This window comes from Bradyrhizobium sp. cf659, from assembly GCF_900113725.1.
Taxonomy (GTDB): Bacteria; Pseudomonadota; Alphaproteobacteria; order Rhizobiales; family Xanthobacteraceae; genus Bradyrhizobium.
This window is the reverse complement of record NZ_FOQJ01000001.1, coordinates 1,734,239-1,750,118: the sequence shown is the minus strand read 5'-3', so window position 1 is coordinate 1,750,118 and position 15,880 is coordinate 1,734,239. Positions and strand designations below refer to the sequence as shown.

Below are 15,880 nucleotides of genomic sequence, written 5' to 3'. Positions count from 1 at the left end.
GTCAGCGCCTCGCCAGAAGGCCCTGCGGCCGGATCGCCAGCACCAGCACCATGATCAGGAAGGTCACGACGATGGCGTAGGTCGGGATGTAGACCGAGCCGAGCTGCTCGGCGAGGCCGATGATGAGCGCGCCGAGCGCCGCACCGGGGATCGAGCCCATGCCGCCGACGATCACCACCACCAGCGAGGCGAGCAGGAAGCGAATGTCTTCGCCGGGGGACAGCGACTGGAAGGTGCCGCCGACGACCCCGGCGACGCCGGCAAGCCCGGCGCCGAACGCGAACACCAGCACGAAGACGAGCTGGATGCGCACGCCGGTGGCGGCCAGCATGTCGCGATCGTCGACGCCGGCGCGGATGATCATGCCGATCCAGGTGCGGTTGAGCGCGAGCCACATGCCGACGCCGATCACGACGGACGCTGCGAAGATCACCAGCCGCACCACCGGATATCGGAGGTAGACCGGATCGCCCGAGGATTTCACCGCCGTGATCAGCGGCAGGTCCACGGGCCCGATCAGCCAGCTCGGGGTCTGGATCTGGTAGAAGTCGCCGCCGCAGGCCCAGAGCATCAGGTCGGCAAACACGATCGAGAGCCCGATCGTCACCATGGTCTGCCTGAGGTCCTGGCCTTCCATGCGCCGGAACACGATCACCTGGAGCAGCACGCCGACCAGTGCAGTCAGGACGAAGGCAACGATGAAGCTGAGGAGCCAGGAGCCGGTGGCTGTGCTGATGGCGTAGCCGACATAGCCGCCGAACAGATAGAGAGAGCCGTGCGCCAGGTTGACGTTGCGCATCAGGCCGAAGATCAGCGTGAAGCCGCTCGCGACGAGGAAGTAGAGCCCGCCGAGCGTGATGCCGTTGAAGACGGCGTTGAGGAAGACGCGCTTGCGGCCGATCGCCTCTTCGAGGCCCGGCGGCCAGACTGCGAAGACCAGCCAGAGCGCGACGGCAATCGCGATGATCACGATCAGCGCCCAGGCGGGATGGCGTTCGATGAAACGGCTCATGTGCGCCGCCCGCTTGTCCAGGCCGCGCGCCGAAGCTCCACCGAATGCAGGTCAGACCGCCTTGTAGCGGCTGCTCGCCTCGCCATGAACGTGCGCTCCCGTCGTCGCGACCATCTCGGGATCGCGTTGCGCTCATCCTAGCCGGGCTTGGAGAGGGACGTTTGATCGTGAGTATCTTTTCGCGCGGCGGTCAGGCGCGCAAGACCTTGGCGGCGCGACGATAGTCGGTCGGAGCCATTCCCACATTGGCGGCGAAGAAGCGGGTGAAGCCGCTCTGCGAGGAGAAGCCGAGATCGAAGCCGATATCGGCGATCGGTGCCTCGCTGGCGACCAGCGCTTCGAGCGCCTGTTCCATGATCAGCGTGTTGAGATAGAGGTTCGGCGTGACGCCGGTCTGGACGCGGAACAATCGGTAGAAGTGCGGCCGCGACAGGCCGGACTCGCGCGCGATCGTGTCGAGCTCGATCTCGGCGCCGGGGCTCTCCGACATCATCTTGATGCATTTGCGCACGCGAAAATCGGTGACGGAACCGTTTGCGCGCGGATCGCGCGCGGTCTCCGCCTGTTGCCAGCTTTCGTCGTAGCAGATGTCGATCAGCCGCCGGAGTTCGGAATCCAGACTGGAGAGCGATGGTGCGCCGCACACCAAGGCGGCGGTCCGCCGGATGTGCTTGTCGAGCGCGACGGTGCGCTTGAACTGCGTGCGGCCAAAGCGCAGCCGGTCGGAGCCCGATGCATCGGGCGCAAACCATTCGGGATTGACGTAGAGCACGAAGAAGATCGCGCCGCCGTCGAGGTCGGTCGGCAGAAAATTGTGCGGCTCCCAGGGATTGACGGCGACGACCGAGGTTTCGGTGAGATCGTAGTGGCCGGCGCAGACATCGATGCATGCGGGCATGCCGCCGACATGGAAGATCAGATGACCTTCACGATGCGCGTGGATATTGAAAGGGCGGTTCAACTGATAAACCGTCGCCCGACCGAAGCGGCCGTGGAAGACGGCGAGCGCACGGCTCATGCCTTCCCTCCCGAATGTTCTTGTCTTTTCAGCCAGCGTTCAACAACGCCGCGGAGATTGCAAGAGCGGAGAGCGCCCGCGTCAGCAAGTCGCTCTCCGCTCGCATGTCGCCGATGTGATGCGTCAGTATTTCTTACATTCCGGCACGCTTCGGCTCGGGAGCCCGATCTTCGAGAACACGGCCGCATCGTAGCCGAGCGTCTGGTTCACGTTCGGGATCACCTTCACGACCTTGCTGAACAGCGCGCCTTTGCCGTCATCGACGACCTCGGTGACGAAGTTGGTGCCGATCGCCTGACGATTGGAGTCGAGCTTGATCTTGCCGTTTGGCGCGTCGAGCTCGATCTTCGCGAGCGCAGTCCTGAACTTCGACTGGTTGTTGCTGAGATCGCCATTGACCTCGCGCAGCGCCAGGATCAAGGCCATTGTCGAGTCATAGTAGTTGGTCGCAAGCAGTGACGGGCTTGGAAAGCGCTTGTTGGGCGGGAAGGCGTCCTGATAGGCCTTCACGAACTTCTGCCAGCCCGGATCCTCCCAGGTATCGGCCTGGCCGCTCGCCGCGATGGTGCCGATCAGCGCGTTCTTGGCATTCCCCTTTGACGACAGGATGGTCTGGTCGATCATGATGGAACCTCCCATCAGATGCGCCTTGCCGCCGGCCTGCTGATACTGATTGAGGAAGTTGACGGCGTCCGCGCCGCCAAGTCCGAGATAGATGGCATCGACGTCGTCGGGCAGCGCGGCGATCACCGAGGCAAAGTCCTTGGTGCCGAGCGGCACCCATTGCCGGTTGGTGACCTGGCCGCCGGCGCCGCAGAACTCGAGCACGAGGCCGAACACCTGGGTGTAGATGAAGGAGTAGTCTTCGCCGACGGTCGCGATCTTGCGATACTTCTTTTCGTCATAGGCGTATTTGCCGAGGCCGACCTGCCACTGCGCGCCGTCCATGTTGTAGCGGAAGAAGTTCGGGGCAGGGTCGACATAGGTTGTTTCCTGGGCGCCGGATGCCGCATTGATGAAAGTGAGCTCGGGATGGGTCTTTGCAAAGTTCTTCACCGCGATACCCTCGTCGCCGGAGAGCGGCGACAGCAGGATCTGCACCTTGTCCTGCTCGATCAGCTTGCGGACGGCGCGCACAGCCGAATCCGGCGTCGCGTCGGTTGACGCGACGATGAACTCAAGTTCCTTGTCGCCGATTTTCTTGCCCAGCACGTTGAGCGCCGTCTGGTGGCCGCGCATGCCGTCCTCGCCGAGCACCGTGTAGGTGCCTTCGAGGGTTGCGGTCACGCCCACCTTGATCTTTTCCTGGGCGATCGCCGCGCCCGAAAGAAACAGGCTGCTCAGCGCGAGCAGTCCCACACTGCATTTCAACATTGTGCTCCTCCCTGTTGTCGTCGCTTTGTTGCCGCGCCGAACCGGGCGCGACGCCCGTGGCTCTCGAACGGCCCGCGGCTTTGGAGGGAAGCTAGCCGAAGTCGAATGCGGTGCCTGCGTGGGCGCATCGTTCGGTTTGACGGGCAGTCTCATTTTTGAATGCTGCGGCGCAAGTGGTGTTGCGGTGCAATCGGCGGCCGTGCCGCGTCCTGATGCGCCGGCCAGCCTCAAAGCGCCTCACACCCAGCCGCCATCCACGATGTAGTGCTGAGCGGTGCAGGCGGAGGCCTCGTCGGACGCGAGGAAGACGGTGAATTTCGCGACCTCATCCGGCACCAGCCGGCGCTTCAGGCACTGTCGCTGCATCAGCTCGATCTCGCCCGCCGGCGTCATCCATTTCTCGAGCTGGCGCTCGGTCATGATCCAGCCCGGCGCGATCGCGTTGACGCGGATATTGTAGGGACCGTAGTCGCGCGCCAAGGAGCGCGTGAGGCCGACGACGCCAGATTTGCTGGCCGTGTAGGCGGCCATGCCGCCTTGCCCTGCGATCCACGACACCGAGCCGAAATTGATGATGACGCCGGCATTCGCTGCCTTCATGTCCGGCAACACGGCTTGCGCCGCGAAGAACTGGTGCTTCAGGTTCACCGCGATGCGGTCGTCCCAATACTCCGGCGTCACCTCCTCGGTGTCGTGCCGTTCGTCATGCGCGGCATTGTTGACGAGGATGTTGATCGCGCCGTGCGCGTTGCGCGCCGCCGCGACGCCGGCGCGCAACGCGGCGATGTCGGTCAGGTCGACGCGCTGGAAATGCGCAGCCAGGCCTTGATCCGACAATTCGCGCGCCAGGCGCTGGCCCTCGTCGGCCTTGATGTCGAAGAACACGACATTGGACTTCTGCTGCGCGAAGCGCCGCACGATCGCAGCACCAATTCCCGATGCGCCACCGGTGACGAGAACGACCTTGCCGGCGAGGTCGGAATAAATGGCGGCCATGGGCACCTCTCAAGTTGCGTTGCGGGCGGCGCGAGGCGCCGCCCAATTCCCCCCGCCAACCTTAGCCACTCCCGCGTGAGGTCTATAGGTCAGAATTTTAGTTGCGTACCTCAAAAATTGAAGGCAGGATTGCAGCCAAAGAATAAGAGCCGATCGGGAGGGACGTGATGAGACTGCTCGGGAAGCTGGGACTCGCCGCTGCCGCATGCCTGCTTTGGGCCAACTCTGCCGCAGCCGACACGACGGTGAAATGGCTCCACATCGAGGCCAACCCGGCCCAGGTGAAGATCTGGGAGGAGGTCGCGCGCGCCTATGAGGCGTCGCATCCGGGCGTCAAGGTCGAGATGCAGTTTCTCGAGAACGAGGCCTACAAGGCCAAGCTGCCGACCATCCTGCAATCCAAGGATCGGCCGAACATCATCTACAGCTGGTCCGGTGGCGTCCTGAAGACTCAGATCGAGGCTGGCGTCCTCGACGACATCACCGATTCCGTGAAGGGTTACAGCGACAGCCTGACGCCGGCAGCGCTCGCCGCCTTCACCAGCAATGGCCGCGTTTATGGTGTTCCGACCGCGCTGTCGCAGGTCGGCTTCCTCTGCAACAGGGAGCTGATGGCCAAGGCGAAGGTCGATCCTGCAGGGATCAAGAGCTGGGATGACCTGCTTGCCGCCGTCAAGACGTTGAAGGCCGCCGGCGTGACGCCGATCGTGGTCGGCGGCGCCGACAAATGGCCGTTGCACTTCTACTGGACGCATCTTGCCGTGCGCATCGGCGGCAAGCCGGCCTTCGACGCGGCGCTGCGCGGCGAGAACGGCGGCTTCGCCGGCGAAACCTTCCAGAAGTCCGGCGAGCTGTTCAAACAGCTCGTCGATCTTCAGCCGTTCCAGAACGGTTTCCTGGGCTTCAAGAATCCGCAGGCCGTCGGCTATTTCGGCGACGGCAAGGCGGCCATGACGCTCGCGATCAGCACCGTCTATCATCTGCAGCGCGCGCTCGCCGCCGACAAGGTTGGCCTCTCCGAGGACAAGATCTGCTGGTTCGACTTCCCGGTCGTATCGGGCGGCAAGGGCGCGCCGACCGATACGCTCGGCGGCATCACCGGCTGGCTCATCACCAAGGGCTCGCCGAAGGAGGCGGTCGATTTCCTGAAATACTTCGTCTCCAAGGACGTGCAGACGCGGCTTGCGGCGGCCAATTTCAACATCCCGGTGGTGCAGGGCGCGGACGCCGGCCTCAACAACGCCTTCATGAAGCTGATCGCGGCCAATCTGGCGAAGTCGAACTACCACCAGAATTTCTACGACCAGAGCCTCGGTCCCTCGGTCGGTCGCGTCGTCAATGACGTGACTGCCGAAATCGCCGGCGGCAGCATGAACCCGCAGGACGCCGCCAAGGCGATCGAGGCGGCCTGGAAGCAGGGTAACTGACGGTGGCGCGACCGATCGCGAGCGCGCCGGCGATGGGCGTTGCGCCGACACCGGTCTCGTCGACGGCGGTGCGTGGTCCCGGCTGGGACGGCCGCTTCACGGTGCTGATCCTGTTCCTGCCGCCGGCGCTGCTGCTGTTCACGCTGTTCGTGGTGGTGCCGATCGGCGAGGCCGCCTGGTACTCGGCCTTCAACTGGAACGGCTTTGGCCGGCCGACCAACTGGATCGGCTTCGACAATTACCGCTTCGTGCTGGAAACGCGCGCCTTCTGGCTCGCGCTGCGCAACAACGGGCTGATCATCGCGGTCTCGCTGCTGGTACAGCTGCCGCTTGCGCTCACGCTCGCGCTGATGCTCGCCGAGCGCTTTCGCGGCGCAGTGGCGCTGCGGATGCTGTTCTTCATGCCCTACATTCTGGCGGAGATCGCAACCGGGCTGATCTTCTCGTTCGTCTATGACGGCGATTATGGCCTGGTCGCCTCGATCTGGCGCACCTTCGGCGCCGAGCCGCCGCATCTGCTGGCCTCGACCGACACGGCGATGCTGGCGGTGCTGATCGTCATCGTCTGGAAGTATTTTGGCTTCCACATGATGCTGTTCATCGCCGCACTCCAGGGGCTCGACAAGAGCCTGGTCGAGGCGGCCACCATCGACGGCGCGACGCGGTCGCAGACGCTCCGCCACGTCGTCATCCCCTTGCTCTATCCGACGATCCGGCTCTCGGTGTTCTTCGCCATCATCGGCTCGCTGCAGCTGTTCGACCTGGTGATGCCGCTGACGCGCGGGGGGCCTGCGGATTCCTCCAACACGATGGTGAGCTTTCTCTACAACAACGGCATCTCCCGCATGCGCGTCGGCTATGGCAGCGCCATCGGCGTCATCCTGTTCGTGATCTGCGTGACCTTTGCCTTCACCTACAAGCGATGGTTCATGCGCGATGAATGACGCCGAGCCCGCCCGCACCCCGTTCGATCCCGCAATATTGTTCAAGGCGCTGTTCCTCGCCGTGATCGCCATCTTCGTGCTGGTGCCGCTGCTCGCGACCCTGCTCGGCGGCTTCAAGTCGCTCGGTGAGCTGCGCGTCAATCCGTTCGGCCTGCCCAGGCACTGGGAATGGCAGAACTATGCCGACATCCTGTTCTCGGCGCGCTACTGGCAGCTGCTCCGCAACTCGCTGGTCATCTCGACGCTCGCGGTGACGCTGACCCTGATCACGGCCTCGATGGCCGCGTTCACCTTCGCTCATGTCAGGTTCTACGGCAGCTCGATGCTGCTGAGCTATCTGACGCTCGGCCTGCTGTTTCCCGCCGCGACAGCGGTGCTGCCGCTGTTCATCAAGGTGCGCGATCTCGGGCTGCTCGATACGTATTTCGGCGTCGCACTGCCGCAGGTTGCGTTCAGCCTGGCCATGAGCGTGCTGCTGCTGCGGCGCTTCTTCAAGGACATTCCTTATGAACTGCTCGAAGCCGCGCTGGTGGATGGCTGCAGCTATATCAAGTTCTTTCGCTACGTGACGCTGCCGCTGTCACGGCCGATCCTTGCCACCGTCGGCACCATCACCTTCGTCAACAGCTGGAACGCCTATCTGCTGCCGCTGGTGATGCTCAACACCGATGCGCTGTATCCCTGGCCGCTCGGCATCATGGTTTATCAAGGCGAGTATTCGTCCGAGTGGCACCTGATCCTGGCCTTCATCACGCTGACCATCCTGCCGACGGTCGTTCTCTTCCTTCTGGCGCAGAAGCACATCGTCGCCGGCCTCACCGCAGGCGCGGTCAAGGGATGAACGGTATCTCACGGAGATCACAATGAGAAGAATAGGCATCGGAATCATCGGCTGCGGCAATATCAGTACCGCCTATCTGAAGGCGGCCCAGCGCTTTGCTTTCATGGAGGTCAAGGCGCTCGCCGACATGCGCAGCGATGCCGCGGAGCGCCAGGGCGCGGCCTTCGGCCTGCCCGGGATGCGGGTCGATCAGTTGCTGAGGCGCGACGACGTCGAGATCGTCATCAATCTCACCGTGCCGCTCGCCCACACCGACGTCAGCCTCGCCGTGCTCAATGCCGGCAAGCATGTCCACTCCGAGAAGCCGCTCGGCATCAACGTCGCGGAGGCGCGCAAGGTGATGGATCTCGCCGCGCAGAAGGACCTGCGCGTCGGCTGCGCGCCGGATACGTTCCTCGGCGGCGGACACCAGACCGCGCGCAAGCTGATCGACGACGGTGCGATCGGCACGCCGGTTGCGGGCAGCGCCTTCTTCGGCTGCCCCGGCCACGAGCGCTGGCATCCGGCACCAGGCTTCTATTACCTGCGCGGTGGCGGGCCGATGCTGGACATGGGGCCGTATTACATCACCGATCTCGTGCAGCTGCTCGGCCCGGTCGCCAGCGTGATGGGCTCGACCGCGCGCCCGAGATCCGAGCGCCTGGTCACCAGCCAGCCGATGAACGGCACGCTGATTCCCGTCGAGGTATCGACCCATGTAGCGGGCACGCTCGAATTCGAGAGCGGGGCGGTCGTCTCGATCGCCATGAGCTTCGACGTGCCGAAGCACCGGCATGCGCCGATCGAGATCTATGGCGACAAGGGCAGCATGCTGGTGCCGGACCCGAACCGCTTCGGCGGCGAGGTGCAGGTCGCGAAGGCCGGCGGTGAATGGGAGACGGTGCCGCTGACGCACGGTCATGTCGACGGCGAGTTCCGCTCGATCGGCGTTGCCGACATGGCCGCCGCGATCCTGAACAACCGGCCGCACCGCGCCAGCGGGGCGCTTGCCTTCCACGTGCTGGAGGTGATGGAGGCGTTCCAGACCTCCGCCGACGAAGGGCGGCGCGTCAGGATCGAGAGCCGCGTCGAGCGGCCGGCGATGCTGCCGGCCGGACGCGAAACCGGACAGATCGACTGAGGACAGAAACATGCGCAAGGCAATGATTGTTTGGGGCGGCTGGCCGGGACACGATCCGGATCTCTGTGCCTCGATGATCCGCGGCTGGCTGAAGGCGGAAGGCTTCGAGGTGCGGATCGAAACCACGACGGCGGCGTTCGCCGATCCCGCGATTCACGATCTGTCGCTGATCATCCCGATCTACACCATGTCGAAGATCGAGAAGGCGGAAGCGCTCAATCTCTGCGCGGCGGTGCGCAGCGGCGTCGGGCTCGCCGGCCATCACGGCGGCATGTGCGACGCGTTCCGCGAGTCCGTCGACTACCAGTTCCTGTGCGGCGGGCAGTGGGTTGCGCATCCCGGCAACATCATCGACTACAAGGTCGACTTGACGAAGCCGGATGACCCCATCATGAAGGGTCTGAAGAGTTTCGAGCATCGTTCAGAGCAGTATTACATGCATGTCGACCCCGCCAACGAGGTGTTGGCGACGACGACCTTCACCGGCGAGCACGCGCCCTGGATCGAGGGCGTGGTCATGCCCGTGGTGTGGAAAAAGCGCTACGGCGCGGGCAGGGTGTTCTATTCCTCGCTCGGCCACCGCGCCTACGAGCTCGACGTCCCGGAGATCCGGACGATGATGACCCGCGGCATGCTGTGGGCGGCGCGCGAATGACAGCCGGTGCGGCGCAGCCGGTGCTTCGCGCCACGCTCGAGGATGTCGCGCGCGCGGCGGGCGTTTCGCTCGCCACCGTCGACCGCGTCGTCAACCGGCGCGAGGGCGTGCGCGCCAAGACGGTCGCGCGTGTCGAGGCCGCGGTGGCAAAACTCGGCTATCGTGCCGACATCGCGGCCGCGCGGCTCGCCCGCGGCCAGACGTTCCGCTTCGCGTTCGTGCTGCCGACCGGCAGCAACAGCTTCATGACCAACCTGACCGAGCAGGTCCAGCGCACCGCGGACTGGCTCGCCGGCCAGCGCGGCTTCATCGACATCCTCCATGTCGACGTGTTCGATCCGGACGTGCTGGCCAGCGCGCTGGAAAACCTGTCGCCGGCCTATCAGGGCGTCGCCGTCATCGCGCTCGACCATCCGAGGGTGCGCGCCGCGATCGACGAGCTCACAGCGCGCGGGGTCGCCGTGGTGACCCTGGTATCGGACGCGCCGAGCTCGCGCCGCCTGCACTATGTCGGTATCGACAACCCCGCCGCGGGGCGGACTGCGGCCACCCTGATGGGGCGTTTCCTGGCCGGCCGCGAGGGAGCGGTCGCCGTGATCGCGGGATCGCTGTCGCTGCGCGATCACACCGAGCGGCAGTTCGGGTTTCACCAGATCCTGTCCAGCGAGTATCCGGATTTGCGCGCGCTCCCGGTCATCGAGGGCCGCGACGACAGCGCGCGCACGCAGAAGCTCACAGCATCGCTCCTCGCCCGCCATGCCGATCTCCGCGGCATATATTGCTGCGGCGCCGGGAATCGCGGCATCGCCGATGCGCTTGAGGCCTCGGGGCGCGCGCGCGAAGTGGTCTGGATCACCCATGAGCTGACCCAGTACACGCGGCGTTTCCTGGTCCGCGGCACGCTCGATGCGATCATCAACCAGGATCCCGGCCACGAGGCGCGGTCTGCGGCGCGAGTCCTGCTCGCGCATTGCTCGGGGGAGCCCATCAGCCCCGACCAGGAGCGCATTCGCATCGATATTTTTCTGCGAGACAATCTGCCGTAACTCCGGGCGGTTCAACCTCCGCCTTGCCAGCCGGCGGTCGCGGAGAGGGCGCGCGCGTGGGCGATCAGGGCCGTCGCCGTCGGACCTTTCAGGTCATCGTCGAGAATACCGATGGGTCCCATCATCGTGATGGCTGCGATCATGAAGCCGGCCTGGTCGAAGATCGGTGCGGACAGGGAGGTGAAGTTCGGCAGCAGGGCGTCACGACAACGGCTGATGCCGTCGCGCCGGATCGTGTCCATCATCTCCTCCACCTCGGCCTTGGTGGTTGGCGCGTCATCCACCCGCGTCTCGCGCGAACGTTCCTCCTTGAGCTCCTGATCCAGCATCTCGCCCGTCAGCGAGCGCGGCAGATGTGCAAGGAAGTTTCGCCCCAGCGCGGACCGCAGCAGGCTCAGGACGCTTCCGACACGCAGCTCGATGATGGGTCGGCTGGCTCCGCCCTCGACGCGATAGATGATGGTCGGGCCACGATTGCCCCACACGCCGAGAAAGACGGTGTGGCCGATCGTCGTTGCGAGTTCGGTCATGGCCGGCCGCGCGACGGCGAAGACGTCGAATTGCTCGATGGCCGCCATGCCGAGCTTCAATGCGTAGGGGCCGAGGGCATAGCAGCCGGTATCGCTCTCCTGCCGGACGATGCCCACCGCCTGAAAGCTCACGAGATAATAGTGGACGTTGGCCGCGGACATTCCGGTGTTGGCGGCGATCATCTTCAGCGGCACGGGCCGCATCTCGGTCCTGAGGTAGTCGAGGATCTTGAAGCCGATCTCGATCGACTGAATGCCGCGTCGTCCGGTCCGTTCGGCCGTGGTGGTTTTGCCGGGTTTGGCTCCTCGTGCGGACGCAGGCGCCGGATCCGGCGGGCGGGGGCGGCGCGGCTTCTTCACTGAAAATCCTTATAGATCAGGGTGTTATGGCGGGTGTCGTGATGGCGCATTATTGGGCGCGTCGCGCCGGATATTCAAGCTTGCTGTGTTTGACGACATCATATGTATATGACTAAATAAAATTGCTTGGAGCGAGGCTGGGTTTGGCCGCGGGCGCAAACAGGGGAATGACGATGGATGCACGAGCGACGGCGGTACCCGCCGAGCAGAATCTGACGCGCAGCGAGGAGCGGCAGGTCGTTCTGGCCTCGACCCTCGGCACGGTGTTCGAGTGGTACGACTTCTTCATCTACGGCTCGCTCGCCGTGTTCATGAGCTCGGTATTGTTTCCGCCGGACAACCCGACCGCCGCCGTGCTTGCTTCGCTCGGTGCTCTTGCGGCCGGATTCGTGATCCGGCCGATCGGCGCAGTGGTCTTCGGCCGCATCGGCGATCTGGTCGGTCGAAAATACACCTTCCTCATCACCATCGTGATGATGGGAGGCGGCACGGCCTTGATCGGCTTCCTGCCCACCTATGCCAGCGTGGGTCACGCTGCATGGATCTCGCTGGTCATGCTGCGATTGATCCAGGGCCTCGCGGTCGGCGGCGAATATGGCGGCGCCGTCGTCTACGTTGCGGAACACTCGCGCCCGGATCGGCGCGGGCTTCTGACCGGCTGGATCCAGATCACATCGTCGGTCGGGCTGGCGCTCTCCATCGCGGTCATCATCGGGACGCAGAGCGTCATGAGCGAGGCCGATTTCAAGGCCTGGGGATGGCGCGCTCCCTTCATCATCTCGATCGCGATGCTGGCGTTCTCGATCTACGTCCGCGTCAGGCTGCACGAATCGCCCGTGTTCACGCGTCTCAAGGCCGAGCGACGCCTGTCCAAGAGTCCGGTGAGAGACACCTTCGCCCGGTGGTCCAGCCTTCGCCTCGTGTTGATCGCGCTGTTCGGTGTGACCGCGGGGATGGGGTCAACCTACTTCACCGGCCAGTTCTACGTGATGATCTTCATGCAGCAGATCGCGAGGATCGACCTGCAGACATCCTACACCCTGATGGCCATCGGTCTCGTCATCGGCGCTCCCGCGTTCATCTTCTTCGGCTGGCTGTCCGATCGGGTTGGACGCAAATGGCTGATGATGACGGGTCTCGTGCTTTCGGCGCTGTGCTACCGGCCGATGTTTTCATCGCTGCTGGAGGCAGCAAATCCGCAGCTCGTGGCCGCGACCCGCAGTGCGCCGGTGACCGTGCATGCGGACACCACCAGCGAAGCGTGCAAGTTCGGGCTTGTGGCCGCGCTGCTGAGCTCGCACGGCGATCATGGCAAGCCCTGCGTCCAGGCCAAGAAGCTGCTGATCGGAAGCGGCATCAACTTCAGCTATGCCGCTCCGGTCGACGGCCAGGCCGTAGCCATGACGGTCAATGGCAGGACGATTCCCGGATACGATGCGGCGGCGTACCGCAAGGCCTTGTCCGAGGCGGGTTACCCCGCCAAGGCGGATCCCGCAAAGGTGTCGTCGGCCTACATCGTCTTTCTGCTGGTCGTCATGACCGTCATCGTCGCGATGGTCTATGGGCCGGTGGCATCGTTCCTGGTCGAGGTGTTCCCGGCCAACATCCGATACACGGCGCTTTCGTTCCCCTACCACATCGGTGCCGGCATTTTCGGCGGCTTCCTGCCGTTCTTCGCAACCTATCTTTCGCTCGCGGTCGGCGACGTGTTCGCGGGGCTCTGGTATCCGGTCGTCATATGCACGGTCGTCGCCGTGATCGGATCGATCATGCTGCCGAACAGGCCGCAAATCGAGACTGATCACTGAGTGTGACATGCCGGCGGGCCGCAGCAGCGGCCCGCTCTCCGTTTCCGTGCCCGGGATGACATCATGGATATCAATCGAGCGAACACGTACAAGGCGGCCGTCGTTCAGGCCGCGTCAGATCCGACAAGCTCGCTGGCGTCGGCGCAAAAGGCGGCGGCCCTGATCGAGCAGGCCGCTGACGCCGGCGCCAGGCTGGTCGTCTTCCCTGAAGCCTTCATTGGCGGCTATCCCAAGGGAAATTCGTTCGGTGCTCCCGTCGGCATGCGCAAGCCCGAAGGACGTGAGGCGTTCCGTTTGTATTGGGAGGCGGCGATCGATCTCGATGGCGCGGAGGTCGAGACGATCGCCGCGGCGGCGGCCGCAACCGGTGCCTTTACGGTCATCGGCTGCATCGAGCGAGAGCAGGGCACGCTCTACTGCACGGCGCTGTTCTTCGACGGGGCGCGTGGGCTCGTCGGCAAGCACCGCAAGCTGATGCCGACCGCGGGCGAGCGGCTGATCTGGGGTTTCGGCGACGGCTCGACCATGCCGGTGTTCGAGACCTCGCTCGGCAATATCGGCGCGGTGATCTGCTGGGAGAACTACATGGCGATGCTGCGCATGCACATGTACAGCCAGGGCATCAGCATCTACTGCGCTCCAACCGCGGATGATCGCGATACCTGGCTTCCGACCATGCAGCATATCGCCCTGGAGGGACGGTGCTTTGTCTTGACGGCCTGTCAGCATCTCAAGCGCGGCGCCTTCCCGGCGGACTACGAGTGCGCGCTGGGTGCCGATCCCGAGACCGTGCTCATGCGCGGCGGCAGCGCCATCGTCAATCCGCTTGGCAAGGTGCTGGCGGGGCCATGCTTCGAGGGTGAGACCATCCTGTATGCCGACATTGCGCTCGATGAGGTGACGCGCGGCAAGTTTGATTTCGACGCGGCGGGGCACTATTCCCGTCCGGACGTTTTCCAGCTCGTCGTCGACGATCGGCCGAAGCGGGCGGTATCAACCGTCAGCGCCGATCGCGCGCGCAATTGAGGGACCCAATGCTCTTCGATATGGGCCAGCTTCCGGCGGATATCCGCTACAAGATTCTCACCGCGACCGTTACGCCGCGCCCCATCGCGTGGGTGACGACCCGCTCCCGGGACGGCACCGCCAATGCCGCGCCCTTCAGCTTCTTCAACGTCCTCGGGCATGAACCGCCGACGGTGGTGCTCGGCCTGCTGCGTCATCCGAACAAGGGCTTGAAAGACACGGCGCAGAATATCGTCGAGACGCGTGAGTTCGTCGCTCACCTGGTGTCGCACCAGATGGCGGAAGCCATGAACGCGACGGCCGTCGATGCTCCGGCCGGCGTCGACGAGATGGAGATTGCGGGGCTTCAAACACTGCCTTCGCAGATGGTTGCGCCTCCACTCATCAAGGGGTGCCCGGTGGCGTTCGAATGTCGCTCCCTCTCGGTTCAGGAGACCGGGCCCCGGCAGATCGCGGTGATCGGCGAGATCGTCTGCGCTCATGTGGCGGAGCAGTTCGTGATCGATGCACAGAGAGGCTATATCGATACGATCGGCCTCGACCTCATCGCCCGCATGCACGGGTCGGGCTGGTATGCGAGGCCTCGCGATCTCTTCCAGCTGGTGCGGCCGGCGCCGATCGAATAGGGGCGGGGCGCCGAGGCCTCCGGCCATGGCCGCCCCGTAGCCGCCCCATGTCGCCCCTTCGCGGCCGATTGACATCCAATTATTACATGTCTAAAAATATGCAAATTCATATAATTCGAGAGATGCCTGAATGGACGCGCATCCGCTCAAGCTCAAGGTCAGGTCGTATGCCGCGGAGACGCCGTTCATACGGAGCCTTGTGCTTGACGTGGAGGACGCCCCCGTGCCGCGATGGCAGCCAGGCGCCCATATCCGGGTGGCGCTCCCGAATGGAGGCGACCGGCCATACTCGCTGATGGCTTTGCCGGGCCTCCCTGAGGGTACGCTGGCGCTCGGGGTGCTGCGCGAGGAGGCCTCGACCGGCGGTTCGCAGTTCATGCATGCGCTGAAGATCGGCGATGTCGTGAAGGCGAGCGCGCCGGTGAACAATTTTCATCTGCATGAGGGGGCAGCGCCCGCGCTGCTGTTTGCCGGCGGCATCGGTGTCACGCCGATCCTGTCGATGGCGGCAGAGCTCACCGCCCGCGCAAGTCCATTTCGCCTGCACTACGCGGGCCGCACGCAAGGACTCTTGGCGTTCCTGCCGCATCTGCGGGACATTTGCGCCAAGGGCCTGTCCGTTCACTACGACAGCGACGAGTCCCGTCTGGATATTGCCACGGCGCTCAGGGAAGCGGCCGCAAACTCCCACATCTACGTCTGCGGTCCGGCAGGGATGATCGACGCGGTGAAGGCGGCCGCGCTTGCCGGGGGCGTCCCGGCGGACCGCATCCACTACGAACTCTTCAAGGCAGAGCAGCCGTCCTCACCCGACCTGCCGTTTGAAGTCGAGATCAGATCGACCGGACAGGTCGTCGGCGTCGCAGCCGGCCAGACCATCATCCAGGCGCTGGAGGCGGCGGGCCTCGACGTGCTCTACGACTGCCAGCGCGGCGATTGCGGCATCTGCCAGTGCGGCGTCGTCGAAGGGGTGCCCGACCATCGCGACGTCATCCTCAGCGACGACGAGAAGGCCTCCAACAAGGTCATGCAGATCTGCGTGTCGCGCGCGAAGTCGGAACGTCTGGTGCTGGACTTGTGAGGGAGGCGAGAGACGC

Annotated in this window: 15 protein-coding genes; 10 read left to right on the top strand and 5 right to left on the bottom strand. The window is 64.5% G+C overall.

Annotated elements, in window-relative coordinates:
- Position 1: 1 nt before the first annotated feature.
- From BM118_RS08480 to BM118_RS08465, 4 genes are all read right to left on the bottom strand, one after another.
- Positions 2-1,012: a branched-chain amino acid ABC transporter permease gene (locus tag BM118_RS08480; protein ID WP_092183948.1), complete on the bottom strand. Its 1,011-nt coding sequence runs from the start codon at positions 1,010-1,012 to the stop codon at positions 2-4.
- 190 nt (positions 1,013-1,202) lie between these two features.
- Positions 1,203-2,030: a helix-turn-helix domain-containing protein gene (locus tag BM118_RS08475; RefSeq protein WP_092183947.1), complete on the bottom strand. Its 828-nt coding sequence runs from the start codon at positions 2,028-2,030 to the stop codon at positions 1,203-1,205.
- Between the two features lie 123 nt (positions 2,031-2,153).
- Positions 2,154-3,404 carry an ABC transporter substrate-binding protein gene (locus BM118_RS08470; RefSeq protein ID WP_092183945.1) on the bottom strand — a complete coding sequence of 417 codons (1,251 nt, stop codon included), beginning with the start codon at positions 3,402-3,404 and terminating at the stop codon, positions 2,154-2,156.
- 237 nt (positions 3,405-3,641) lie between these two features.
- Positions 3,642-4,400 (bottom strand): SDR family NAD(P)-dependent oxidoreductase, encoded by a 759-nt coding sequence (locus BM118_RS08465; protein ID WP_092183943.1) that lies wholly within the window; start codon positions 4,398-4,400, stop codon positions 3,642-3,644.
- 167 nt (positions 4,401-4,567) lie between these two features.
- On the opposite strand from BM118_RS08465, the gene BM118_RS08460 reads away from it, so the two are divergent.
- Genes BM118_RS08460 through BM118_RS08435 form a run of 6 tightly spaced genes read left to right on the top strand, consistent with a single transcriptional unit; the run spans position 4,568 to position 10,433 of the window.
- Positions 4,568-5,827, top strand: a complete 1,260-nt coding sequence (locus tag BM118_RS08460; RefSeq protein ID WP_092183941.1) for an extracellular solute-binding protein — start codon at positions 4,568-4,570, stop codon at positions 5,825-5,827.
- 2 nt (positions 5,828-5,829) lie between these two features.
- Complete coding sequence (locus BM118_RS08455) at positions 5,830-6,771, top strand: carbohydrate ABC transporter permease (RefSeq protein ID WP_092183939.1); 942 nt, start codon at positions 5,830-5,832, stop codon at positions 6,769-6,771.
- Positions 6,764-7,612, top strand: a complete 849-nt coding sequence (locus BM118_RS08450; protein ID WP_092183937.1) for a carbohydrate ABC transporter permease — start codon at positions 6,764-6,766, stop codon at positions 7,610-7,612. Before BM118_RS08455 ends, BM118_RS08450 begins: the two co-directional genes overlap by 8 nt.
- Before the next feature lie 22 nt (positions 7,613-7,634).
- Entirely contained in the window at positions 7,635-8,732 is a 1,098-nt protein-coding gene (locus BM118_RS08445) for a Gfo/Idh/MocA family protein (protein ID WP_092183935.1), read from the top strand.
- Between the two features lie 10 nt (positions 8,733-8,742).
- Entirely contained in the window at positions 8,743-9,387 is a 645-nt protein-coding gene (locus BM118_RS08440) for a ThuA domain-containing protein (protein ID WP_092183933.1), read from the top strand.
- Positions 9,384-10,433, top strand: a complete 1,050-nt coding sequence (locus BM118_RS08435) for a LacI family DNA-binding transcriptional regulator (RefSeq protein ID WP_092184373.1) — start codon at positions 9,384-9,386, stop codon at positions 10,431-10,433. The genes BM118_RS08440 and BM118_RS08435 overlap by 4 nt, the downstream gene beginning before the upstream one ends.
- A gap of 11 nt (positions 10,434-10,444) precedes the next feature.
- Here BM118_RS08435 and BM118_RS08430 read toward each other — a convergent pair whose 3' ends face one another.
- Positions 10,445-11,323: an IclR family transcriptional regulator gene (locus tag BM118_RS08430; RefSeq protein WP_092183932.1), complete on the bottom strand. Its 879-nt coding sequence runs from the start codon at positions 11,321-11,323 to the stop codon at positions 10,445-10,447.
- A 173-nt stretch (positions 11,324-11,496) separates the two neighbouring features.
- On the opposite strand from BM118_RS08430, the gene BM118_RS08425 reads away from it, so the two are divergent.
- The 4 genes from BM118_RS08425 to BM118_RS08410 all read left to right on the top strand — a co-directional run bounded on the left by BM118_RS08425 (position 11,497) and on the right by BM118_RS08410 (position 15,864).
- Complete coding sequence (locus BM118_RS08425; protein WP_244550097.1) at positions 11,497-13,131, top strand: MFS transporter; 1,635 nt, start codon at positions 11,497-11,499, stop codon at positions 13,129-13,131.
- A 60-nt stretch (positions 13,132-13,191) separates the two neighbouring features.
- A complete protein-coding gene (locus BM118_RS08420; RefSeq protein WP_092183928.1) occupies positions 13,192-14,157 on the top strand; it encodes a nitrilase in 966 nt (321 codons plus the stop codon).
- Positions 14,158-14,165: 8 nt separating this feature from the next.
- Positions 14,166-14,783 carry a flavin reductase family protein gene (locus BM118_RS08415; RefSeq protein ID WP_092183926.1) on the top strand — a complete coding sequence of 206 codons (618 nt, stop codon included), beginning with the start codon at positions 14,166-14,168 and terminating at the stop codon, positions 14,781-14,783.
- A 130-nt stretch (positions 14,784-14,913) separates the two neighbouring features.
- Positions 14,914-15,864 carry a PDR/VanB family oxidoreductase gene (locus BM118_RS08410; protein ID WP_092183924.1) on the top strand — a complete coding sequence of 317 codons (951 nt, stop codon included), beginning with the start codon at positions 14,914-14,916 and terminating at the stop codon, positions 15,862-15,864.
- Positions 15,865-15,880: the final 16 nt, after the last annotated feature.